This is a genomic window from Paenibacillus sp. FSL M7-1046, from assembly GCF_038007405.1.
Lineage (GTDB): Bacteria > Bacillota > Bacilli > Paenibacillales > Paenibacillaceae > Paenibacillus_AQ.
In genome coordinates this window covers 1444798-1468318 of sequence record NZ_JBBOXB010000001.1, presented here as the reverse complement: position 1 = coordinate 1468318, position 23521 = coordinate 1444798, and the positions used below count along the sequence as shown (strand labels likewise).

Below are 23521 nucleotides of genomic sequence, written 5' to 3'. Positions count from 1 at the left end.
TATTGGAGGATCAACATGTCATTACCAGAATCTATTACTCAAATTTTTAGGAGAAAACAAAAATCATACAAGATGGTGCTCATCTTATCCTTAATTGAAGAGCTGAAGACTACCAATCAGGAGAGAGCTTCTTATGATAAAGTGAAGAATCGATTTCTTGGTTATTATATACAGCAACAAGATCTTGGGCATAGAGTAGATGAGACACCTATTCGCTATCACGCCCGATGGAATGAAATAATGAAAGGGCAGCTTAATTCTATTTTAACGACACCTGTTAAGGTTCTTTCAGAGGTTATATTTGTTGATACAGAAGATAATTCGATTGGTTTTTATTCTGAGATAAAGAATCAACTCGGGGAGGCTGGCCTACGCCAGTTGGAGAACCTAGCAAAAGAAGAACTACATAAGTATAATAATGCAATGCAACAATTTTCTCTGAAAAATCACCTAGAGAATATTATGGCCCAATATGTTCATGCCAAAAGAGAACCCTTTAAAGATCATTCATTGGGCACTTTATTGAGAAAGACGATTCCTTCTGAGCTAAGGGCGTTGCCTTTCCTGAATGAGGAGCACTATAAGATTCAAGGCTCCATTGGACAGGGGAAATGGGCAGATGTGCCTTGGTTTTCTATATTAGATAAACGAATTACTAGTACCACTCAAAGCGGTGAATATGTCGTCTATCTATTTGCCGAAAATATGAGTGCCGTGTATCTAACACTTGCCCAAGGAGTAACAACTGCACCGAAGGAGAAGGGGAGCAAGGACAAGTATGCCTATCTACGCAATAAAACCCAAGAAATTCGTGAGCTCATTCCTCTCGCAAATATGAATAAGGACGAAAACATTCAGCTCCTGGGCCATGGCCGAGGGAATGATTATCAGGCATCCACGGTTGCATATATAAAGTATGAACGTGGTAAGGTGCCGTCAGATGAGCAATTGGTAAAGGACCTACAGAACGTAATAGAAGATTATCGAATCTATGTTGAAGATCACATACTTAATGAAACGGCAAGCACCTTGGAGGTAGAGCCAGTGACAGAGTACATAGAATCGGTACCTGAGCCAATTGACGACGCCGAAATCCCCTCATTCCTCCAACAAATCCAATCCCACATCCGCCGCCAAGGCTTCTTTTTCTCTGAGCACCTCATCGAGAACTTCTACCTCTCACTGAAGGCCAAGCCCTTTGTCATCCTGGCAGGTATATCCGGCACGGGGAAGACACGGCTGGTGAAGCTCTTTGCAGAGGCCCTTGGAGCAACGCGGGATAATTGTCAGTTTACCTTGATCCCAGTCCGGCCGGATTGGAGTGATCCTGCGGATCTGCTGGGGTACAAGGACCTCTCGGGCAGGTTCCAACCGGGTCCGATTACGAAGGTGTTCGTGGAGGCGCGGCAGCCGGAGAATCAGCATAAGCCTTATTTTATCTGCCTGGATGAGATGAATTTGGCACGGGTCGAGCATTATTTCAGTGATCTGTTAAGTGTTATGGAAACACAGGAGTGGCGGGAGGGAAGGATTACGACGCAGGACCTTATCTCGCCTACCTTGCTGGATACGCTTGAGGATCAAGAGGAGTATGGCAGTCTTGGCATCCCGGAGAATGTGTTCTTGATCGGGACAGTGAACATGGACGAGACCACACATCCTTTTAGCAAAAAAGTACTCGACCGTGCCAACACGCTAGAATTCAATTACATCAATCTAGAGCAGTATCCCGATTTGGGTGAGCAGGTAGAGGCTAGTGATAGCTTTGACGCTGCCGAACTGAATCATCTTTTCCTGCGCTCCGATTATTTGCAGCTAGTTGATGCCTATGATGTCAACAAAGAGCTCGTTGTCCGGACGACAGAAAGATTGGTTAAGATCAATGCCTTGCTTGAGGATATTCATGCTCATGTGGGCTTCCGGGTGCGGGATGCGATTTGCTTTTATATGATTTATAACGATCGGTACAAGCTGATGAGTGAGGAAGAAGCTTTTGACTGGCAGCTGCTGCAAAAGATACTGCCGCGCATCCAAGGGAGCCACTCCTCGGTTCGCCGAGTCCTGTTGAGCTTGATTAAGGGTGCTATTGGTAGTGGTGCTGGCGTGACGGTAAATATTGAAGAACTCAAAGAGGATGCTACACCACTCTATATGAAATGGGCTGCTGGCCAAACTCCGCCTACGGCCAAACATCCGCAAACTGCTCGTAAATTGGCTTTTATGCTCAGGAGGCTGGAGGAAGATGGATTTACCTCATTCTGGCTCTCTTAATGGGGCGGCCGAGTTGCTCCGTATCGAAACGGAGCTTTTTACGCTTTATGTGCAGGGGCGGCCCTATCATCCTACTGTAGAGACATTGCAGCTCCATCGTTCCTCTAGTCAGGAGTGGGTGAGTGCACAGCTTGGGCTAGATTGCTCCGAACGGCTGGGTAATGTGCAGATCAAAGTCTTTTCACCTGAGCTGGGCGGGATGGTGGAGTGGCAGCCGGGGGAGTCTGTTTTTCCTTGTTTTTATGAGACACAGTCGTATGAACTGGTTATCCAGAACAAGTGCGCGGATAGCCTTTCTTTTTATCATGAGAATGTGCTGCTGCGACAGGCGGTTAAGCCTCTAGGGGACTCTATTCTTGCGGGTGTTCTGAACTTTGGGAATGAGGTTGGTTTGACGGAGTGGGAGGTCCGAAGCGCGGGACAGACTTTACTGCGGGTAGAAATGGAGATTTTCCCCTCCAAGATGGATTACAAGCTGGATTACCAGAATATTTTGAATGAAGTAAACGCGCAGATTTATAATTTGGCCTTTGATTTTTTGCGCCGAACCTACCAACTAACAGGCCTGCGGGAGACGCAGCATCAGAGCCTGACGGAGTTCTTCACCATACTACAGCATGTCTTTAGACAGCTCTTGGATGCCGTCGAGCGGATTAACAAGAATCCTAATTACGCGCTGCTCCAGGATCGCCGACTAGTGGATGCCAATCGGGTCAAAAAAGCAGGGAGAGAGAATATCCGCGAGCTCACGAAACATCCCGAACGATTGAGAGAAGATACGAACCATGGATTCTTAACAATCGGCAGCCGGAATTATACAGCTACACATTTAATAGAGACACGTAAACGGCTCGCTTATGATACTAATGAGAATCGGTTCATCCGCTGGATGCTGGAACGTATTCATGGGAAGCTGAAGGAGCTCAAGGGTCGCTGGAAGATGAACAGCCGAACCCCAGATCCATTACTTATCAAAAGGTTAGACGCCATGCTCACTCAGCTAGAGCGGGTGCTCAAGATGGATTTCTTGCGTGAGGCTGGAGTGCTGAAGCAGATGTCCGTTACGCTTGTGCTGCAGATGGCCCCTGGATACCGCGAGGTCTATCGCTGTTATCTGATGCTGCTTAAAGGCCTGTCTATCCAAGGCGACCTGTTCCGCTTATCTATGAAGGATGTTGCTCAGCTCTATGAGTATTGGTGCTTCTTGAAGCTGAATCAGCTCCTGGGGCAGAAGTATAAGCTGGTGAAGCAGGATATTATTAAGGTGAATCGGAACGGTATTTTTGTTACGCTGGATCGCTCGCAGAGCGCCAAGATGGTCTATGAGAATCCGGTCAACGGGGAGCAGTTCATCCTGTATTATAATGCGATTCCTGGAACGGACAAGACTCCAACGCTTAATCAGCGCCCGGATAATGTGCTAACCCTGAAGAAGAAGGATGCGGGCACAATCAAAGAGTACAAGTATGTCTTCGATGCCAAGTATCGCTTAAACCCTGCCTATGAGGGGACTTCCTATCATCGGACGTATGGACAGCCTGGGCCGGAAGAGGATGACATCAACACGATGCACCGCTATCGGGACGCGATTGTGTATCAGGAAAAAGGCTCAGGGGAATATGAGCGAAGCATGTTTGGGGCGTATGTGTTGTTTCCCTATCCGGATGAGGAGCGGTACAAAGCCCACCACTTTTACAAAAGCATTGAGCTATTAAATATCGGCGCGTTACCATTCTTACCGAATTCTACAAGCTTGGTGGAGCAATTCCTGGATGAGATTATCCGGGATAGTCCGGAAAAAGCTTTTGAGCGCTCCACACGTCCACGGGGGACGAGAGAATACTATGCCAATCAGCTTGCGGGCAAGAATGTGCTGGTCGGTTCTGTGCGCGGACCGGAGCAAGTGGAGGTGGCGTTGCAGAAATCTTTTTATCATATGCCATTAAAAAATCTTTCAGATGTAAAGATCCTCACTCAGATCGAATACGTGGCAATGTGCCAATCCAGAAAAAAATTCTATGATCCTGCGAAAACGGGGATTCATTGGGTTGGGAAAGTAGCCGATTGGAAGGTGCTGCGGCGTAAGGAGATCAAGGAGGTTCCTTCTCGCCCGGGTACAGAAGAAGAGCTGTATATACGCTTCACGATTGAGGCCTGGCAGCAGTTAGCGGCGCCTGTCTTGCTGGGAGGACAAGGGATTTATACGGTGCTCTATACCAGTAAGTATATCCTGGACCGGGCCTTGGAGATTGCAGAGCTCCGTTTAGAAACGGAGGAAGATATTCGCGAATGGCGTGAGAAACGCCGCAGGGGTAAAGTAAAGGTGAAACTGGATCATGAGCAGTATGTGGATTTAGGGAGGGTTGTGGAGGTTCGGAATATTTGAAGTAACGGGAGGCCAAATCATCATGATAATCAGCAGCTTCCTGATTACCGTGATGGCTGCACGTTCCCGTTAATTTGTTGTTGTATGTGTTGACTCTGCTTACTCCACACATGTGGAATCGTGTTCAATGTTGGGAGTACATACTGGAGACTGCAGTTTTTTTGATATTATACGTGCTTATGGGTGGGGGGGCCGCTTACAATTATGCTTACAGATCAGTCTCCCCCTAGAGATGAGAAAGAGCGGTGTCCTGATTTTGCTCAGCTGAGCGTTTACACAGGGAAGAATCATTCCCAGCCAAACGCTCAGTTGGGCAATAAGATCTCAATTATCGTGCCTTGCCACACTTTGGATTTTACCTGGATTTCGCCGCTATGCGCTTCCACGATGGTTTTGGCGATGCTCATCCCGAGCCCGGATCCTTCCGTCGATTCATCGGAATTCGTTCCCCGGTAGTAGCGATTGAACAAATGATGCAGCGTTTCCTCGTCCATCCCTTTGCCATTATCGATTACTCGTATGCATGCCTTGTCGTTCATCCTGCCGACATAGACGTTGACAATCACGCCAGGCGGGTTATGCTTCACGGCGTTGGACAGCAAATTGTCCATCAACCGCATCAGCCAGGTTTCATCGGCCTGTATCAGCAAGGGACAATCCTCCCCAACATAGTGAAACTGATACTCAGACATCATGGCGTCGTTGACGTACTTCAGTACGGAGCAGCGCACCAGCTCAACCAAGTCGATCTCCCGAAACTTCATGATCGAATCGCCCTGCTTGAGCTGATGAATCAATGAGAAGTCGGAGATCAGCTCCAGCATATAATCCCCCTTTTCCCGGATCGTCGAGCCCATGATGCGCATCTCCTCCTGGCTCCATTGCTCAGGCAAGCTCTCCAGCATATACCCATAACCTTGAATTGTGGCCAGTGGCGTGCGCAGATCGTGGGAAATCCCTGACATCCACTCCGCTTGCGCCTTTTCCAGCCTCTCGCGTTCCTTCTCGATCTGAGCCAATTGATGAGTCATCTGATAGAAGGATTCAATCACTTCCTTATAGAGCCTGTAGCGGATGCGCATCATGCCGTTGCGGCGGAATACCTTGCGCATGTCCTTGGCGGTCAGTACCTGGTCGTACTGTCCCCGGCCCATACGTTCGAACCAGCCTGCGAACAGAATCAGCGGCTGACCGTAGCGGTAGCCATGCCAGATGGAGATCGGCAGCGCCAAGAGCAGGATCAGAACTGTAATCCGGACGAGTCCACGCGTTGCCTTTTCCATCACAGGATGCTTCAGAGGGGCTCCCGCTGCATGGGGTGTATAGAGAATCCACGTCATTCCGCTCAGCTTGTCCCGATGGGCGACAATATTCGTGTCATAGTTGCCGGGCGATTGCTGGATGGCCAGGATATCCAGCTGTCGATACGCCTTCTGCACGTATGCTCCATCGCCGATGCCTTGTACGATATGGCTCTCGGGGTCGATCACCTGCAGATAGCTGCCGGTTTTGCGCAGCCGCTGGTCCAAGTGGGAAACCGCTTCGCTACGCACGATCCCATCCTGCCCGTAGGCATGAAACCAGGCAACGAGCTGGTCAAGGTCAGGACTAGGATAGCCCAGCATATACAGAAGCGGGTCTTGAAAAGCAAAATTAAGCTGAGTGTGTACGGCATACGTCCCAAACGTCCGTGTCTCTTGGATATCGAGCAGTTGAGCGATGGAGTAGGAGGCCGGCAGCGTATGATGCGGAGTTGTATTGACGGCGTAGATCACCTCTCCTTCGGCACTGACAACCTGTAGCCACATGCCTTTTTCCTCGATGAGCTTGTCCCACTCGGGGGAGATCTGAATCGTCCCGTCCTTGTAATGAGCTTCTTGAGCGATCTGCTGCAGGACGCCAACCGGAAAGTTCCGGCGTATCTCATTACTCGTCATGTTCTGGAAAAACAAGATGCAGGCAACCAGAGTAATAGCCACCATAAGCAGGGCATAAAAAATCAATTGATACGTGAAGTGGAAGGCCATGCGCTGTTGGATCTTCATCGCTCCTGCGGCTCCTTCACCAGCTTGTAGCCAAGCCCGCGTACGGTAAGCAGCAGCTTCGGATTACCGGGGTCGATCTCGATCCGCTCTCGGATGCGCCGGATATGCACCATTACCGTCGAATCATCGCCCTGTCCGTTGATCCCCCAAACCTTGTCGTAGAGCTGTGTTTTGGAAAATACGATGCCGGGAAACTTACAGAAGTGCAGCAGCAGCTGGAATTCCTGCGCGGGGCAAGGAACTGGCTGTCCCTCCACGATTAGTTCGCCCTCCACCTCGTTGACGGTGAAGCGGCCAAACCGATAAATCCCCGGATCGGGCCGTTTCGCCGGACTGGACGTCGAGGTTTCTGGCTCCAGTCGGCGTATGCGTGCCTGAATTCTTGCGGCCACCTCCAGAGGATTGAAGGGCTTCGTGATATAATCGTCCCCGCCCATAGCGAAGCCTCGCAGGACATCGAGATCGGAAGCCTTGGCCGTCAGAAACAAAATATGCGGATTCCCGTATTTGCGGAGCTTGGAGCAGAGCTCCAGGCCGCTGCCGTCGGGGAGCATGATGTCGAGCAGGAGGATATCGGGGGCTTCACGCTTCGCTAAATCGAGAGCTTCCGCACAGGTGGAGGCCGTGTACAGCTGATGAAACCCTTCCCTGCGAAGCACCATTTGCAGCATCGTGACAATCGAAGGCTCGTCGTCGACGATTGCGATTTTAAAATCGGATAGATTTGTCATTGTTTTCACCCATTTCCATAGTAGCATAATCACTTTAACAGAACCTAAACGGCGGGAGTGAAATTAAGCTGATGTTTGTCTATCCGTTTAGGTTCTGTTTCATTGGGGCTGGTAGGATAGGGGTGAGAAAGCTATTCGAACATACAAAGGATTGGTTTATGAGAAGATCGTCCCTAGTCACCGCCGCTCTTGTTGTATTCATGTCATCCGAAAAAGGCCGGTTGGGGCCTGAAGCGGAAAACAGCAACAAAAGTATTACCCTATAGCCAGGCCAATTGAGGAGGATAATTTATGATTATAACCACTACATCAACTATTGAAGGTTCCCCGATAAGGCAGTATCTGGGCATTGCCACCGGTGAAGTCATTATAGGAGCCAACGTATTCAGAGACTTTAAGGCTTCGATTACCGACCTCGTAGGGGGGCGTTCGGGCGCTTACGAAGGCAAGCTTCAGGAAGCGAGAGATACGGCATTTGCTGAGATGACTCAGAAAGCTTCAGGGATGGGAGCTAATACGATTGTCGGAGTCGACATTGATTATGAAGTCATTCGCGATGGCATGCTGATGGTTGCCGTAAGCGGGACGGCCGTGATCGTTTAACACCACGATGTTTGCCTGTTGTCTGGATGACACGTTGCTTGCCTTTGAGAAACCACGTATGCTGAAGCGCTTGGTAATCGCGGATCATCGACTCATCTTTGAAGAGCAAGTGAGCGATTTTCTCGTCCATTAACCTTTTTTCAAAGTAGGAAAAGTTACTTCTGTGAAGGCTTGTTGCCTGACTTCATCCACCGAGCTAGCGTATAGGTGATACGATGGTCTGCTTCAGTTGTTCTTGCTGTTCCTTCGTCAGCCGCAAATATTTATAGACCGTTCGTTCCGTTCTGCCGATAATCTCTGAAATCTCTAGCGTATCAACTTATATACTAAATAAGTCGTTATCTACGCATAACGATGCAAAGAGGTGTACACCCGTGAAAAATGTTCAAAAATTGTCTGAAACTGAAAAGGAACTCATGGAGGTAATTAGCTCTTCCACGTCCACTATGCCCCAAGCCCGACCTGGCTGGCCAGAGACCCTAACTGCACTGGGTCTCTATCTGATCGGCATTGTTATGCTCGGTCTTTGGATGTCGCAAATCCCTGACGAGCAGGCCATCTTCCGAATTAACATCGGGGGTGTAGGCAATGGTCTCGTTGGCCTCGCCGCCTTGTTCGCAGCCTACGCCCTGCGGGTTCGCGATCTGCGCGCTTTCGGTTTCCGGGCGATCGAACGGAAATGGCTGCTTGTGGGAGCCGCCCTCGGTGTTGTCGCGTTCGGCGGATGCTTCGTTATAGAGGGGGTGTATTTTCACTTCATCACCGAGCTGAACAACCAAGCGGACTTCCAGACGGCAGCGCAAGGTGGCGCGCTCTCACTCTTCGTTCTGCTTATCACTGGCGCTATCCTCACGCCGCTCGGCGAGGAGTTTGTATTCCGTGGCGTTATTGCCAATGCGCTGAACCGTTACGGAGCATGGGCCGGCGTGGTTGGCAGCGCTGCGATCTTCGGCGTCGTTCATGGATTCAACGTCATCCTGTTCGACGCATTCATGGTCGGCATCCTGAATGGTATACTGTTCCGCAAGACGGGTTCCATCTGGCCCGGGGTCGTGGTGCATATCGTGTATAACGGCCTCAATCTTCTCTACTATTCTACGCTATAGATCTAATTTCTTGAGACATCGTGGCAGAGACAAACAGCTCGGTCAGCTGCGCGCGACCGTGGCTGTCTATGATCGTAGCGTTTTAGCATAGATGTAGTGCTCATCATCGTCGGGCGTGCAGGGAGAATTTATCTATATGGCTTGCATGAACAATTTGGCTGGGATAATCCGGAGGCACAATTTAAAAAGCCTTTAATTGACGAGAAATATGCGGAGTCTCCAATGGCTCAAATTTACAAGGAGTTCAATCCAACTCGCGGAATTTGCGGATGTGGAGAAGCTCAGACAGAATCTTGCACAACTGCATATTTTACAATAGAGAATGGTATAATAATAACAATAGGTAAGGCTATTTTGACTGTTAAGATTCATGGAATCATTCTGAATTTACTGGGAGAAATGTGGATGAAATATGAAACATTAATAGAGCTCTTACAGGAAGAAATGAAGATGGGGCTTAAAGGAGGGCTGTACCATCAGACCCAAATTAAGCTTGCCTATAACTCCAACCGGATCGAAGGCAGTCGGTTATCTGAGGATCAGACACGATATATTTTTGAAACCAACACAATAAACGTAGAACCTGAAGAAACAGCAAGTGTTGACGATATTATTGAAACGGTAAACCACTTCGCCTGCTTTGACTATATGTTGAACCTTGCACATGAGGACTTATCCGAAGAAATGATCAAGGAATTCCATAGAATCTTAAAAAGAAATACTTCAGATGAAAGAAAAGACTGGTTCCGCGTGGGGGATTACAAAGCCAGGCCCAATGTGGTAGGAGATATGAAAACAACTGCTCCGGGAAAAGTGGCAAGCGCGATGGGGAAGCTGCTCACCATGTATCACCAAAAACCCGGAATTTCGTTTGAGGACATCGTAGACTTCCATCATGAATTTGAAAGCATCCACCCTTTTCAGGACGGAAACGGTCGTGTCGGCAGGATCATCCTGTTCAAGGAATGTTTGAAAAATGGTATACTCCCCTTTATCATCGACCATGAGTATAAGCTGTTTTATTACCGCGGCCTGAAGGAGTACTCTTCGGAAAAAGGATATTTGCTGGACACCTGCCTGTCGGCACAGGACAGATATGAAGCGGAGGTTGCTTATTTCTTTCCGGAATTGAAGCGTCTTCCGTGATAACCGCTCAAGGCATGTGGAATCCGTTGCGGTATTGGTTATGATACCCGAACTTTTCTAAGTTCGGGTTGTTGTTTATATAGTTCGCCTTTAAGAAGGCTATAATAGCTATTTATTTGATAACCTTAGAAAGCTAAGACACTCATTATACTTTTTGACTATAACCAGATATCATTTTTAAGTGTTACGTACCTCTAAGTCCTCCATGCTAGAATTTAAACACAAGAGAAAGAGATGTGTGAGAATAGAGGAGGATTTTACATGTGCAATAGATTTCAAATCGTAGGCAGCCTGTTGCGTCCGTCGAATTTATTAGAATATAAACAGCAGATTGAACATCGGGATGATATCAGCTACCCCTTCTACCAGGATTTTCAAGGGTATGAGCAGTGTGAAGCTGAGGCGATTCAGGCTGTAGTCGATAAAGAAATTAATAATGGTTTGTCCATTCTTACGGATGGAGAACATTCTAAATCTATGTGGCATTTGGATTTTGTCTGGGGCTTCCAAGGAATTAGCCGCTATATAGCGGATCATGGATATTTTTTCAGAGATACAGATGGGGCTTCAAAATATGAGACTCGAAAAGATATTGGTTTGCGCATCACAGGTGAATTAGGTGGAAAGAACCATCATTTTATTGATGTATTTAAGAAGCTTCAAGCCCTTGCGGGCGACCGGGAAACCAAGCTGTGCGTACCTTCTCCATCCCATATTTTTGGTGAGTTATCGTGGTCGGATAACATTGGCGGCACAGAAGCGGTTTATAAGGACAGACATGAGCTTAAAGACGGTCTGGTTAAGGCTTATAAGGAATTTGTTGCGGATTTTGCTGCTGCCGGAGGACAAATCCTGCAATTCGACGATTGCTTATGGGAGCTATTTGCAGATGATAACCCGAACTCTCCATATACCGGTGAGAATATCAATCAAGAGGAAGTACAGGCTCTAGCTACAGAATTTATTGACATTAACAATACAATCATTGATTATGGTCATAGCTTAGGCCTGAGAATGTGGACTCATAACTGCCGCGGTAACTATGATTCCCGTAATATGGGTGGCGGCTCCTATGCCAAAATTGCTAATCTGTTCTTGAAGCAGCTTAAGTACGACCGCTTTTTCCTGGAATGGGATGATGACCGTGCAGGCTCCCTTGAGGCGCTTGCGGTGTTCAAAGATAAGCCTGATACAGAAATTGTACTTGGATTGTTGTCTTCTAAGACCAATACGCTTGACGATGAGACCCGTGTAGTTCAAATGCTTGATGAAGCCTCGAAAATTATTGATAAGGATAGATTATTACTTTCTCATCAATGCGGGTTTGCGTCCTGTGATGGCGGCAATGAATTAACGGAAGATGAACAGTGGGCGAAGATCAAACAAGGACAACAGATTGCCCAGCAATATTGGGGTAATTAATATTTAACTTAGTTAATGAGGGGAGCAGGTCCCCTTCCTTAAGGCTGTCGAAGATATTGTCGGCAGTCTTTTTTATATTGGATTATCGGAATCCCGAAGGGATACTGTGTAAAAGGAAGCATGCTCCTATGGAACACAATGTCGCATTAATCCGGCTGCAATGTCGCAAAAGTACATGGAAACGGAGTGTGTGGATCGATTATACTCGCTTTATATAATATGATAATGAAAATCATTATCATGCAAAAGGGGGAGTCAGCATGAACAGAGTAACAAAGAGGCAGGCAACCGGCAGCAGGATAAACGCCGCCCAAAAATGTGGACCATTAATGGTATGGATGCTGGCACTGGTACTTGTGCTGACGGCTTGCGGCACTGGAGGAGGCACCAATGCAGGCACAGCCGCACAGTCGTCTGCTGCAGCTTCAGCCGAGCCGTCTCCAGCGTCTGAAACACAGGCTCAGACATCGCCGGAGGCGCAGGCTGCTGCAGCCTTCCCGGTTACCATCCAGCACATGAAGGGCGAATATACGCTGACCGGGAAACCGAAGGTGATTGCTGCGCTTGATGTGAAATTTGTCGATCAATTGATAGCGATTGGTGAGCACCCGGCAGGCAGCGTTGTGGCTGGAGGGAAGGACGCCAAGTTTCCAGAATATTTAGGCGACCAACTGGGTGAGGTGAAGGTCCTCGGTACACGCGATGAGCCCAATCTTGAGGCTATTGTGGCGTTGAATCCGGATCTTATATTGATGACCGACTTTCAGGAGCAGGTGTATGACAGCGTCAGTAAAATTGCGCCTACAATAGTACTCGACTTCTACGAGGATTGGCGGGATACGTTGGCTACCATCGGTACGATAACAGGCAAGCAGGCGGAGGCGGAGGTAGTGCGTCAGGCTTACGAGGACAAGATCGTCGGACTGCGGGAGAAGCTGTCGGCGAAGCTGGGCGACGAAACGGTAGCGCTGATTCGCCCGAGACCGGAAGGTATTCGTGTACATGGTCCCGAGCATCGGACCGGAAGCATTCTTTATGAGGATTTGGGGTTAAATGTCCCTGCATTCGTTCAGGAGATTAAAGATGACACCTCCGTAGAAATTTCGATGGAGAGAGTCGCTGATATCGGAGCAGATCACTATTTCCTGCTGTCGGATGAATTGTTTGCCAAAGAGGCAGAGGCTCTGGCGGGCAGTCCGGTCTGGAAATCCCTTGATGCAGTCAAGAATAACCGTGCATATAACGTGAATTCAACGCTCTGGATCGCTTACTATGGTCCCATTGCTCTCAACATTATCGTAGATCAGGCCTCGGAAGCGCTGCTGGGATCGCATTGAAATGGACAACTATCTGTCGTCTGTCTACTGGAAGCAAATGGCGGAAGAATACCGGCTGTGGCTAGGCGAGCCGCCTAAAGGCAGCGTCCGTACTATTGCCCTGAGCCAGTTGCATGAAGAAGCTGCTTGCCGTGAATATGTAAGCTGGCTTAAGGATTATATCGGCGCGCCGGATATGCAGGTTGCCGCTTCCATGCTGGCCAAGCGGATCGGCTATCTGTGGATCGCGCCGTTGCTGACCGCTATGACCTTTCATAATCGGGAAGTCTCCTTCCCGCTGGACAACAGCTTCCTTTATCATCCGGCTTCCCCGGCTTTTAAAGTGGATACACATTTTCCTTTCCTGGCGCTGAACGGACTTCGGGCAGTATCGCCACCGGAAGACAGGGAAGTGTGGCGGCAAGAGGTCGTAGAGGAGATTTTTGCGGTAAGACTTGCACCGCTGCTGCAGACGCTTGCCGCCATTGGCCCCGTCTCTATAGCGGTGCTTTGGGAGAATATTATGGTGCGTATTGCTCCGCTGTATTCTCCTGGAGCAGACGAATCCAGACAAGAAAGGCAGCGGATGCATGCAGATTTTACGTTCCTGACCCGGATGGCCCCCGGGCAACTGTTTGGCGAAAGGCGGAATCCGTTTACCCGTTTTACAGAGAACAATGACCTGGTTCAGGTTGCGAAGAACAAGCGCATCACCTGCTGCTTTTATTACCGGATGTCAGGAGAATATTGCGTAAAGTGCCCGAAAATTGACAATGAGAATCAATCTCAATTAAAATGACAATAGAAGCATTGTCAGGAGATGAGAGAAATGCCGCTGCAAGAGCAGGCAAGTTTATGGAGTGATACGACAATCAAGACGCTTGACGTGCGCAGCGGTACTTTGCCGCCTGGCGGTGTTATGAGCGAAACGGGATTGACAGCCAATCTGTTGCTGCTGGCAGGCGGCGGAGAAGGGGGGCTTGTGATGAATGGTGAGGTTTGCCATATCCGGGCCTCTTTTGCTTGTCACGCTGTCAAGGGATCAGCTTTTACTTTGACTGCCGGATCAGAAAACATTCATTATACCGTTATTATCTACAAGGCAATTCCTATGACGGGAGCCGCCCATGTTCTGTTCCCGCAGCGTAATCACCCGCTGCGCACTTCGTTTGTTCACTATCCTGGGCTCCCGGCGGAGCTGCATCAGGCGGCGGACAAGATCGTAGCCAAATGGGGCCGGGGAGAGGGGCTGGAACGTTTCCATGCCAATGCGCTGCTGCAAGGAGTGCTGTATGAGCTTATTATGGAGCATGAACGCGGCCGGGGCGGTGCAGAGCCGGACATGGTGGATGTTGTCGCTGCCTATATAGCGGGGCATTATCGTCAGGAGCTGAAGCTTAAAGAGCTGGCTGCGCTTGCCGGCTGCGGCGCGAGACAGCTGCAGCGGCGGTTCAAACAGGAGAAGCTGCTCGGACCGATGGAATATGTGATCCAGCTGCGGATGGAGAATGCAGAGCGGATGCTGCGTCATACGGACGCTCCCATCGGCGAAATCGCTGAAAGAACAGGCTACCACGACATGTATTACTTCAGCAGAGCGTTCAAGAAGTATTATGGAGTTCCCCCACAGCTCTACAGGCGCACTGCCGCTTCCGGGACCGGTGCGCTCTCCGCTTGTTCCGGGCTGCCGGACCGCTTGGCCTGCTCGTACGAGTCGCTGCAGGGACCGGTGATATGCCATATGCGAGGCGAATATTGCGTTACCGCTTCTCCGCGGCGGATCGCCGTACTCGACATTCAATATGCTGACCATTTGCTTGCGCTTGAGATGCTACCGGCAGGAAGTGTAGGGTTGGGCAGTGCAGCGTTAAATTTCCCCCCATATATCAGGGACAGGCTTAAGGCAACGGAAATGCTCGGAACCTATGAGTACCCGGACCTGCAGGCTGTGGAACGGCTGCAGCCGGATTTGATTATCTGTACCGAGGTGCATGCTCAGCACTATGAACGCTTAAGCCGGATTGCTCCAACTATAATGTTTAAGCGTAATGAGAGCTGGCAGAGAATTCTGAGCCTGTTCGGCGAACTGACGGGCAAGCGTGCGGAGGCGGAACGTATTATTACGGATTACATTCGCCGGACGGCATTACTGTCAGAAGAACTTGCCCCGGTACTGGCGGGTAAGAGCGTGGCTCTGATCCGTCCGCGTGAGTCAGTGGTTCGGGTACATACTGCCTCTCATCGCACAGGCGCCGTGCTGTACCGGGACCTTGGTCTGCCTGCTCCGCTATTTGTCGCAGACACCTCCGATACGGCTTATCATATTTCAGTCGACAGACTACCGGCTGTGCATGCTAACCACTACTTTTTACTTAGCAACGAGATGATGCAGGAGGGAATATCTGTGACAGAGCAAAGCGTCTGGGGCATGCTGGATGCAGACAGGCGGCAGCATATATATCCGGTGGATGCCGCTACATGGATCGGCTGCTATGGACCGACAGGCATCAATTGCATTGTGGATCAGGTGGCCCGCGCCCTGCTGGCCTGAGCGGCAGCCAAGGAACCTCAGCTTAGTGCAGAGCCACTGAATAAATTTGTTATTCATTCACAAGCACCTGTCATTGGCAGGTGTTTTTGAGCTTCTCACATACGAACGTTTGTGCTACAATATCATTTGTGAATATATGGAAAGCGGTGAGTTTATGACAAAAAGGCAATGGTTCACTAAATTTATGCTGATGCACAAATGGGTACTTTTATGCGGGTTCATAATCACTACATTAATGACGATGATCAATCTTATTTATCCGTTCCTCAACGGGAGAATTATCAATATCGCTTTTTATGATAAAGACATGAGCGCCTTTTTGAATTTGTGCTTAATCTATGCCGGCATACTCATTTTCAATCAGTTTGTCGTTGCGACGTTAAACAATCTCATTTCCTCGCAATTGATGACGGGTTTTGTCTTTGATATACGGCGGGCTCTTTTCAAAAAGATATTACATAAAAAAGGGAAAGACCTCTCCGGGATGTACAGCGGGGATATGATCAGCCGAATGAACCACGACGCCACGGATATTATGAATCTCATTTTCTGGAGCGGACTTTGGGGATACTCCAACTTTCTGCATATCCTATTCGCTGTCTGCTTCATGTTTTACTACAATATATTTCTGGGGGCTTTTACGGTCGTGCTGGTTCCCGTCGTGTTTTTTAGCTCAAAATATTTCAAGGCAAGAGCGCAGAAGGTCAATAAAGACATTGCAGCGGAACAGGGTAAACTATCCTCTTACTTATTTGAGATTGTGAAAAATTTGCGGGAGATAAAAATCCTTAACGCAAGTAAAAAAGTAAGGAGCGTTTATTTAAGAAAAACGACATCCATCAATAAAATGAACGTGGAAAACGGAAGAATCGAAGTGACGACAGAAAGGCTTAATTCGTTCATCACACTTATCGCACAGCTGTTGATATTTGTGATCTGCGCCTATTTCATCGTTAAAGGCCAAATGCAGCTCGGCGTTTTTGTGGCCGCCATAAGCTATTTCAATATAGCTGTGAACTACTTCAGCTCCATCAACAGCAAAATTGTCGATGTCTGGGGACAGACCGTCTCCTTACAACGTGTCGTGGATATATTGAATGAAGAGGAAGAAGATTACAAAGAAAACCATCCTCCAAAACAAATAAAGGAGGGCAAGATTGAATTTAACAATGTCACCTTTGGATACACCGAAGATAGACCTGTTCTGAACGGATTCAATCTCCGCGTGGATGCAGGAAGCACGATTGGCATTGTCGGAAAAAGCGGCGCAGGTAAAACAACGATGGGGAACCTGCTCTACAATCTATATAGTGTTGACAGCGGCGAGCTTCTGATCGACGGAATGAATGTCAATGAGTATAACCTGCATAGCTTGCGGAGCCAGGTGGGGATTGTCCATCAGGAGACCATCCTTTACGATAATACCCTGCGTTACAATCTTTCATTTACCAACAACAAGGATAATGATGACGCATTAATGGAAGCGATTAAGAAAGCCGCCCTTTATGATGTTGTCCTGACATTCCCTGACGGACTGGACACGCTGCTTGGGACTGAAGGGCAGGAATTATCCGGCGGGCAGAAGCAGCGTCTGGCTATCGCAAGGATACTTGTCAAGAATCCTAAGATTTTGGTCTTCGACGAAGCCACAGCATTCCTCGACAGCCGGAACGAAGCGCTTATCCGGAACGTGATGAGTGAGATGTCACAAGATCGGACGCTTATTATCATTGCCCACCGTTTTTCCACCATTAAAAGCTGTGATAAAATCGCGGTTTTAGCGGATGGCGTTGTCAAAGGCTTTGATACTCACGACGTACTGATTAGAAACAATAAAACGTATATAGACTTATTCAGCGAACAGTGTTTAGGAGGTGAAGCTGTATGAAACGCTTGGACACATTTAAGGCATTAACCCGGGATATAGACGGTATTAACAAGCCGTTGATTGCGCTCGGCTTTTTCAAGCTGTGGAACTTAATATTCGGGCTTATCCCTCTGTTCTTGTATTCGTTTTTGGTTAATCGTGTTTTAGTAGATAAGAATATGAACGAGCTGTGGCCGGTCATCAGCGGTTATCTGGCTGTTTTCCTGTTCGCGACAATCGGGATTGCGGTCAGTAAGCGGTTTTCCAACCGGTTAATACTAAAATATGACCTGAGAATAAAGAATAAATTGCTGAAAAAGTATATCAGCCTTGATAATGATGTATATAGCAAATATAGCATTGGCGACGTTAGAAGCCGGATTGAGAACGATTCCACTGCTGCCGGGAACTTTTTTACGACCCATATATTAGATTTTATCTATGCTGTCGTTTACGCTGCTGCGCTGGCGGTTATTTTGTTATGCTACGACTGGCGAATCGCGCTCCTCAGTTTTGTTTTTGTTCCGGTCTCTTTATTTACGGTTAATTTTTTGGGAGGTAAAACGAAGACAACCGGAGAGGAACTATGGAAACTGCAAATTAAATATGAATCCTTCCTACACTCGAATTTTCAGAACTGGAAGGATGTTAAGACCAATAACCTTGAAGACGCACAATTGGATGAATTAAACGGACACTACAAGAAAATAAGGCATATTTGGTTCCTCAACCAGCTCTATTTGCATCTGGGGATTACCTATTCATTCTTCACGAAAAACTTCATTACCCAGCTGTTTATCTACTTTATTGGCGGATTATTTGTAATTAAGGGCTACTCGCAAGTCGGTGTACTGCTCGTTTTTATCAGCTTTTACGGGCAGTTCTTCGGGTACATAGAGAGCATTAGTAATTCCATGATGAATTATAAGAATGATTCAGTGAATATCGGAAAAGTGATCGAGATATTAAATTTAGAAGCAGGCAAGAGACCCTATAAGAAAATTGACGGGACAGATCTAAATGTTGAAAATCTGAGATTTACCTATGAGGGGAACGAAGCATTTGCTCTTGACGGTATTTCGTTCTCCGTGAGTAAGGGCGAACATCTGGCCATCGTTGGAGAAAGCGGCAGCGGCAAGTCTACAATCGCTAAACTGCTGACCGGGCAGATTAACCCGCAAGGGGGGACTGTACAGATTAGCGGCATTGATATCTATACGGTGAACAGCGAGAGTGTGTCAGAAAAAGTTAGTATAGTTGTGCAGGAACCCGTTCTTTTCAATATGACGATCAGAGAAAACTTATTGCTGGCAAAGGCCGGCGCAACCGATGCGGAATTGATAGAGTGCTGCCGCAGAGCGAGTATTTATGACTTCATTGAAACCTTGCAGAATAAATTGGATACGATAATCGGAGAAAAGGGTGTACAGCTTTCAGGAGGCCAGAGACAGCGCTTATCGATTGCCCGTGCTTTGTTACAGGACAGGGACATCATCATTTTTGACGAAAGTACCAGCGCTCTTGACAACGAAAATGAGAATGACATCATTACAGAACTCAAGAGCCTTTCATCGGGGAAAACCATGATTTCCATTGCTCATCGTTTATCTACTATTCTGGACTGCGACAAGGTAATGGTTCTAAAAGATGGCAGGGTGGTAGCCTTTGATACCCATCAAAACCTATGTAACAGAAACGAAACCTATGATTTACTTTTCCAAAGTCAGTATATGGCAGGTTGATTTAAGGAAAACAGAAGATTAAGGAATGGAGCGGGCGTATGCCCGCTTCATTTTTTTTGTTTATTTCTCATTCAAATGATAGATTAGTTGCACAACGCCAGAGGAGAACTTTCTTGTATTAACCATTCTCAAATTCAACCTCTGTTTAATATCAATAAACAACGGTTTTCCTTCTCCCAGAATGACTGGGTGAACAGATAATCTAAATTCATCAACAAGCCCTAAATTGATAAAAGTTGTAATAAGACTTGCTCCACCATATAGCCAGATGTCTTTGCCAGGCGTGTTTTTTAATGTATTTACTTCTTCAAGAATATTATCATTTATGAATATTGCTTTATTGTCAGTCCCTTTTTGTGTCCTGGAAAACACGTATTTTCCTTTACTATGAATTAATTTCCAAATTTCTTTTTCAGTATCATCTTGTTCAATTCCTGGAGTATATTGTCCCCATAAATCATAGCTTGTTCTTCCATACAAAATCGTGTCAATCTGATTTAAGAAATGAATAAACTCCATCTCAGAATCCATAATGCACCAATCAAGCTCCCCGTTTGTCCCTTCAATAAAACCATCTAAAGTAACTGCTAAATCTAAAATTATTTTCCGGTTCATGATTTGTTACTCCTTTCGTTGATCTATTACCCATTATAAATCTTAAATATGTCGCCTTATGTCATATTAAAAAAGAAAGGGTACATTCATCGAGAGTGTCAAATATTCATTATTATCGTATGAAATTTGTTTTTTTCTTTATAGGAAAACAAATTTCCGTTAATAAGTTGGCAGCTTCGTTGGCCTCTTCAGGGGAGATATGATAAATATTAAAAGGGGAGCCGTTCAGTTCATAATCATTATCTAATATCCATCGAGCGATTGTTTCATTCACTTCACTAAGTTTGTTATAATTTCCTTCATAGATAAATGAAGCCACGGTTTGTTCTTTTTCTATTTTAATATTTGCTTCTTGCAGATTTTCATAATCCCCTGAAATGCATTTTTGGACTTCAATATCAATCCTTTGATTTTGAACATCCTCTTCGTAAAAAACTGTTATATTAAAATGCGGATAGCTTAGTCGCACATTCTGGCCATGAACGATCCTGGATAGTCTTTTCCATAACAGAGTTTCATCCTGATACTGCTTGATTTGTGCGCGTAAATAAATGACACGTCGTTGTGGTATTTTCTTTACCGTTACCGTATATTTTGATGACTCTTTCTGAGCGTTTAGGTGTTTAATCATGGAGTTTATCAACAATATTTTATCTTGCTTCTCATTTATTTCCTCCTGCAATTGTGCCGCTTGCATATTCAAGAACTTCATCAGATGAATATCCTCATCATACTCATATAAAATCTTTTTTATTAGATGCAGACTGAATCCCATGGTTTTCAACATGTTTATTTTGTTAGCTACTGCTAGCTGGTGTTCATAATAATACCGATAACCAGTACTTTCATCAATAAAGCCTGGAGGAAGTAAATCAATGTCAGCATAATGCCTAAGCATCTTAGTACTTAACTGCGAAAGAATGGAAAAGTCACTAATTCTAAGCATCGAAATCCTCCCTAACATTGTCTAATTTCTGGTTTTCAATAAATGTAAAGCGAGCAGAAATGCCGAAACGCCCAAGATCAGAAATAACAAGATAGTACCTAATATCGAGTTCCAGTCAATAGAGTTTTGTAAAATTAGATCCCTTATACCATTTATACCATATGTGAAAGGATTTACCGATACTGGAATTTTAAAAGCGCCCGGGATATATTCATAAGACATCAATGAAGTACTCACAAAAAAGATGGGAAGTATGAATGTATTAACAATGGCTAAAAAGGAATTTTCCGTTTTGAAAATCATACTAAGAGCATAGGAGAGGCTTGCTACAAAAAAAACGCACAAGAAGATTAAAAAAATAATGAGCAGGCACCCGAGCATTCCAGTTGCTATTTTGACTGACAGGAAAAAAGAAAAAATAAGGAGTATAAAAACTTCGACAAAAGTTAAAATAGCTGCATCAAAAATATGTCCTAATACAATAGAGCTTCTTTTTACAGGAGAGATGAATATCCGATAAAAAATCCCTTCTGATTTCCAGGAGTAATTTGAAATTCCGCTCATACCGGATGATGTAAGTGTTACGAGAATCAGAATTCCAGGAAGCGTATAAGCCGTATAATTATCTCCAACATACGTTTCAGATTGGAACATCGTTGTAAATAATAGCAGCCAAATTAACGGCTGTATGAGTGTCATAATTATAGTTTCCATATTTTTGAATCTCCATTTCACATTTCTTAAGACAATGCTGAAGGTTCTCATTTTATTTCCTCCCGTATAATTATTTAAAAGCTCATCTTATGGACTTACTAGTGAATTTCAGGAAAATATCGGATAATGAAGGATTTTGAATTTCGATGGCACAAAATCCGATATTATTTTCGGTTAACAATAAATTTGTTGTAGCAAAGCCTTCAGAGCTGTCATCTACAGAAATATATAATGTCTTTTCCTCGACTCTTATATGTTTTAAAAAATTCTGAGCATTCAAACGTTCTACAATAGCAGCAATGTTATCAACGGTATTAAGCTCAACTCTAATAACAGGCTGGCTGAAATATTGTCTGAGTTCTTCCATGCTGCCTTGAATTAGAGGTTGCCCGTCTTTCATGATGCAAATTGTGTTGCTTAATAATTGAGCTTCTTCCAAATAATGAGTTGTCAAAAATATAGTCGTGTTAAACTTCTCTTGAATTGTCTTAATCATTTGCCACAAAATCTGTCTTGATTCTATATCCAAGCCAACGGTCGGCTCATCTAAAAATAAAACTTTTGGATGGGAAATCATACTCAGTGCAATATCGAGCCGTCTTGCTACCCCTCCTGAATATTCGGATACATTGAAATCACAATATTCTGTTAGGTGGAAGGCTTGTATTAGTTCTTCACTGCGAGCGTGTATGGCTGTAGAATCTAGACCGAACAGTCTGCCTTGAAATTCTAAATTCTCCTTAAGTGACATGTGTTTGTCTATGGATGTATGTTGAGCGACACAGGAGATGCAGTTTCGGATGCTTTGGCTTTCATTCTTTAAATTATGTCCCATAATTATAATTTCACCGGAAGTTGGTAAGATGAAAGTGGTAAGGATGTTAATCAATGTGGATTTTCCCGCCCCGTTTTGGCCAAGCAGAGAAAAAATTTCTCCTTGTGAGACAGTTAAGTTGAAATTGCTTAAAGCCTTTTTTCCATTTTTAAATATCTTACTCAGTTCCTTCACTATAATAGCTTCCAATTATTCCACTCCCTTACTGGTTATGTAAAGCGATCATAAACTATCCTACAATGGGAAAGTCAAGGGTCTATTTGGACCTTAGCGATGCCGCCCACCATTATATTCTCTGTCAGTATAGGGCCTTTAATGTTGTTAAGTTCACAGACAATCGGCGGCTTATTCCGATATGATGGTGACCGTGGAACAACATAGGGTTCGGGAGGGCTAGTATGAAGGGCAAATCGCTTCGAGGCATATGGATCATGTTTGTCGTATTTGTCGTTATCTTTATTTTGAATATGAGTGTGGTATCGGATATTAATGCAACACAGCGGATGTGGCTTGTAATGGATGTATGGTCACTGGTCCTTTCTATTTTTCTGCTTTTCCGGCATCGGTTGCCGTCGGCCAAGCAAATTTGTATCTCTTTGATTTTGGGTGGACTGGTATCCTTATCCTATCTTCAAGGAAGTGCCTACTCCATAATCAGCAGCTTCCTGATTACCGTGATGGCTGCACTTGCTGTATTCAGTACATTTGCAGTATATCGGGAGAGTCCGGTTCAATTTTTGAGAGTGAATGGAAAGGGCGGGGTGACGGGCAGTATTATATGGGGGCTGCTCTTCGGGCTGGCTTTGGGTGCTGTAAATGTGGGACTGATGCTCTCCAATAATGAGCTCGATGTTCAAATTTCGCTGTCACGCTTTCTCGTATCGTTAAGTCCTGCAGTTCTTGAAGAGATCGCCATGCGAACCTTGTTTTTTGCCTTTTGTCTTAGTCTGTTGCAAGGAAGAATTACTACGAAGGGGCAGCGGTTTGCCTGCTGGTTTATGATGGTCATCCCGCATGTGCTGATTCATACGCCAGAGGCTTTTATGAGCCAAGGCGTGATTTCTGGTCTTGTTGTTGTCATACTGTACACGGTTATTTTCGGACTGCCTTTTGCTTATTTGCAATGGAAGCGGGATGTGACTTCAGCGATGCTTGCGCATGGCGTGGTTGATTTTATCCGGTTCAGCTTGTTCGGTTTGCCGTTCTAAATAGCGTAAAAAGTCAT

Annotated in this window: 18 protein-coding genes and 1 pseudogene; 12 read left to right on the top strand and 7 right to left on the bottom strand. The window is 46.0% G+C overall.

Going from position 1 to position 23521, the window contains the following annotated elements:
- Positions 1 to 15: 15 nt before the first annotated feature.
- Positions 16 to 2271 (top strand): MrcB family domain-containing protein, encoded by a 2256-nt coding sequence (locus NYE29_RS06240; RefSeq protein WP_340894903.1) that lies wholly within the window; start codon positions 16 to 18, stop codon positions 2269 to 2271.
- Positions 2243 to 4657, top strand: coding sequence for a restriction endonuclease-like protein (locus tag NYE29_RS06235; RefSeq protein WP_340894902.1), 2415 nt, complete (start codon positions 2243 to 2245; stop codon positions 4655 to 4657). Before NYE29_RS06240 ends, NYE29_RS06235 begins: the two co-directional genes overlap by 29 nt.
- Positions 4658 to 4962: 305 nt before the next feature.
- Here NYE29_RS06235 and NYE29_RS06230 read toward each other — a convergent pair whose 3' ends face one another.
- Together NYE29_RS06230 and NYE29_RS06225 are read right to left on the bottom strand one after the other, a co-directional pair.
- Positions 4963 to 6702: a sensor histidine kinase gene (locus NYE29_RS06230; RefSeq protein WP_340894900.1), complete on the bottom strand. Its 1740-nt coding sequence runs from the start codon at positions 6700 to 6702 to the stop codon at positions 4963 to 4965.
- Entirely contained in the window at positions 6699 to 7433 is a 735-nt protein-coding gene (locus NYE29_RS06225) for a response regulator transcription factor (RefSeq protein WP_340894897.1), read from the bottom strand. The genes NYE29_RS06230 and NYE29_RS06225 overlap by 4 nt, the downstream gene beginning before the upstream one ends.
- 291 nt (positions 7434 to 7724) lie before the next feature.
- Between NYE29_RS06225 and NYE29_RS06220 the strand changes: the two genes are divergently transcribed.
- Positions 7725 to 8036, top strand: coding sequence for a YbjQ family protein (locus tag NYE29_RS06220; protein ID WP_038585821.1), 312 nt, complete (start codon positions 7725 to 7727; stop codon positions 8034 to 8036).
- Here the strand turns inward: NYE29_RS06220 and NYE29_RS06215 are convergent.
- Positions 8032 to 8261: pseudogene (locus NYE29_RS06215) on the bottom strand (hypothetical protein); the annotation flags it as partial. The gene NYE29_RS06220 and the pseudogene NYE29_RS06215 sit on opposite strands and share 5 nt — an antisense overlap.
- A gap of 149 nt (positions 8262 to 8410) precedes the next feature.
- Here NYE29_RS06215 and NYE29_RS06210 point away from each other — a divergent pair.
- From NYE29_RS06210 to NYE29_RS06175, 8 genes are all read left to right on the top strand, one after another.
- A complete protein-coding gene (locus tag NYE29_RS06210) occupies positions 8411 to 9142 on the top strand; it encodes a CPBP family intramembrane glutamic endopeptidase (protein WP_340894893.1) in 732 nt (243 codons plus the stop codon).
- A 141-nt stretch (positions 9143 to 9283) separates the two neighbouring features.
- Complete coding sequence (locus tag NYE29_RS06205; protein ID WP_340894890.1) at positions 9284 to 10288, top strand: Fic family protein; 1005 nt, start codon at positions 9284 to 9286, stop codon at positions 10286 to 10288.
- A 261-nt stretch (positions 10289 to 10549) separates the two neighbouring features.
- Positions 10550 to 11710: a cobalamin-independent methionine synthase II family protein gene (locus NYE29_RS06200; RefSeq protein ID WP_340894889.1), complete on the top strand. Its 1161-nt coding sequence runs from the start codon at positions 10550 to 10552 to the stop codon at positions 11708 to 11710.
- Positions 11711 to 11970: 260 nt separating this feature from the next.
- Entirely contained in the window at positions 11971 to 13047 is a 1077-nt protein-coding gene (locus NYE29_RS06195) for an ABC transporter substrate-binding protein (protein WP_340894888.1), read from the top strand.
- A 1-nt stretch (position 13048) separates the two neighbouring features.
- The gene (locus tag NYE29_RS06190; protein WP_340894887.1) at positions 13049 to 13825 is read left to right on the top strand and encodes a (2Fe-2S)-binding protein; all 777 of its coding nucleotides are present in this window, start codon (positions 13049 to 13051) and stop codon (positions 13823 to 13825) included.
- 30 nt (positions 13826 to 13855) lie between these two features.
- Complete coding sequence (locus NYE29_RS06185) at positions 13856 to 15577, top strand: helix-turn-helix domain-containing protein (RefSeq protein ID WP_340894886.1); 1722 nt, start codon at positions 13856 to 13858, stop codon at positions 15575 to 15577.
- A gap of 154 nt (positions 15578 to 15731) precedes the next feature.
- Entirely contained in the window at positions 15732 to 17465 is a 1734-nt protein-coding gene (locus NYE29_RS06180; RefSeq protein ID WP_340894884.1) for an ABC transporter ATP-binding protein, read from the top strand.
- Positions 17462 to 19186 carry an ABC transporter ATP-binding protein gene (locus NYE29_RS06175; RefSeq protein WP_340894883.1) on the top strand — a complete coding sequence of 575 codons (1725 nt, stop codon included), beginning with the start codon at positions 17462 to 17464 and terminating at the stop codon, positions 19184 to 19186. The genes NYE29_RS06180 and NYE29_RS06175 overlap by 4 nt, the downstream gene beginning before the upstream one ends.
- Positions 19187 to 19246: 60 nt before the next feature.
- Here NYE29_RS06175 and NYE29_RS06170 read toward each other — a convergent pair whose 3' ends face one another.
- From NYE29_RS06170 to NYE29_RS06155, 4 genes are all read right to left on the bottom strand, one after another.
- Entirely contained in the window at positions 19247 to 19801 is a 555-nt protein-coding gene (locus NYE29_RS06170) for a dihydrofolate reductase family protein (RefSeq protein ID WP_340894882.1), read from the bottom strand.
- Positions 19802 to 19913: 112 nt separating this feature from the next.
- The gene (locus NYE29_RS06165) at positions 19914 to 20747 is read right to left on the bottom strand and encodes a MerR family transcriptional regulator (RefSeq protein WP_340894881.1); all 834 of its coding nucleotides are present in this window, start codon (positions 20745 to 20747) and stop codon (positions 19914 to 19916) included.
- A 21-nt stretch (positions 20748 to 20768) separates the two neighbouring features.
- Positions 20769 to 21512 carry an ABC transporter permease gene (locus tag NYE29_RS06160; protein WP_340894880.1) on the bottom strand — a complete coding sequence of 248 codons (744 nt, stop codon included), beginning with the start codon at positions 21510 to 21512 and terminating at the stop codon, positions 20769 to 20771.
- Positions 21513 to 21543: 31 nt separating this feature from the next.
- Entirely contained in the window at positions 21544 to 22485 is a 942-nt protein-coding gene (locus NYE29_RS06155) for an ABC transporter ATP-binding protein (protein WP_340894879.1), read from the bottom strand.
- A 209-nt stretch (positions 22486 to 22694) separates the two neighbouring features.
- On the opposite strand from NYE29_RS06155, the gene NYE29_RS06150 reads away from it, so the two are divergent.
- Positions 22695 to 23504, top strand: coding sequence for a hypothetical protein (locus tag NYE29_RS06150; protein ID WP_340894878.1), 810 nt, complete (start codon positions 22695 to 22697; stop codon positions 23502 to 23504).
- Positions 23505 to 23521 lie beyond the last annotated feature (17 nt).

Excerpts from the sequence above, each read along its gene's own strand:
- NYE29_RS06185 (WP_340894886.1), top strand. The coding sequence starts at position 13,856 with ATGCCGCTGCAAGAGCAGGCAAGTTTATGGAGTGATACGACAATCAAG.
- NYE29_RS06225 (WP_340894897.1), bottom strand. The coding sequence starts at position 7,433 with ATGACAAATCTATCCGATTTTAAAATCGCAATCGTCGACGACGAGCCT.
- NYE29_RS06195 (WP_340894888.1), top strand. The coding sequence starts at position 11,971 with ATGAACAGAGTAACAAAGAGGCAGGCAACCGGCAGCAGGATAAACGCC.
- NYE29_RS06230 (WP_340894900.1), bottom strand. The coding sequence starts at position 6,702 with ATGAAGATCCAACAGCGCATGGCCTTCCACTTCACGTATCAATTGATT.
- NYE29_RS06150 (WP_340894878.1), top strand. The coding sequence starts at position 22,695 with ATGAAGGGCAAATCGCTTCGAGGCATATGGATCATGTTTGTCGTATTT.
- NYE29_RS06240 (WP_340894903.1), top strand. The coding sequence starts at position 16 with ATGTCATTACCAGAATCTATTACTCAAATTTTTAGGAGAAAACAAAAA.
- NYE29_RS06220 (WP_038585821.1), top strand. The coding sequence starts at position 7,725 with ATGATTATAACCACTACATCAACTATTGAAGGTTCCCCGATAAGGCAG.
- NYE29_RS06170 (WP_340894882.1), bottom strand. The coding sequence starts at position 19,801 with ATGAACCGGAAAATAATTTTAGATTTAGCAGTTACTTTAGATGGTTTT.
- NYE29_RS06165 (WP_340894881.1), bottom strand. The coding sequence starts at position 20,747 with ATGCTTAGAATTAGTGACTTTTCCATTCTTTCGCAGTTAAGTACTAAG.
- NYE29_RS06160 (WP_340894880.1), bottom strand. The coding sequence starts at position 21,512 with ATGAGAACCTTCAGCATTGTCTTAAGAAATGTGAAATGGAGATTCAAA.
- NYE29_RS06180 (WP_340894884.1), top strand. The coding sequence starts at position 15,732 with ATGACAAAAAGGCAATGGTTCACTAAATTTATGCTGATGCACAAATGG.
- NYE29_RS06235 (WP_340894902.1), top strand. The coding sequence starts at position 2,243 with ATGGATTTACCTCATTCTGGCTCTCTTAATGGGGCGGCCGAGTTGCTC.
- NYE29_RS06200 (WP_340894889.1), top strand. The coding sequence starts at position 10,550 with ATGTGCAATAGATTTCAAATCGTAGGCAGCCTGTTGCGTCCGTCGAAT.
- NYE29_RS06175 (WP_340894883.1), top strand. The coding sequence starts at position 17,462 with ATGAAACGCTTGGACACATTTAAGGCATTAACCCGGGATATAGACGGT.
- NYE29_RS06190 (WP_340894887.1), top strand. The coding sequence starts at position 13,049 with ATGGACAACTATCTGTCGTCTGTCTACTGGAAGCAAATGGCGGAAGAA.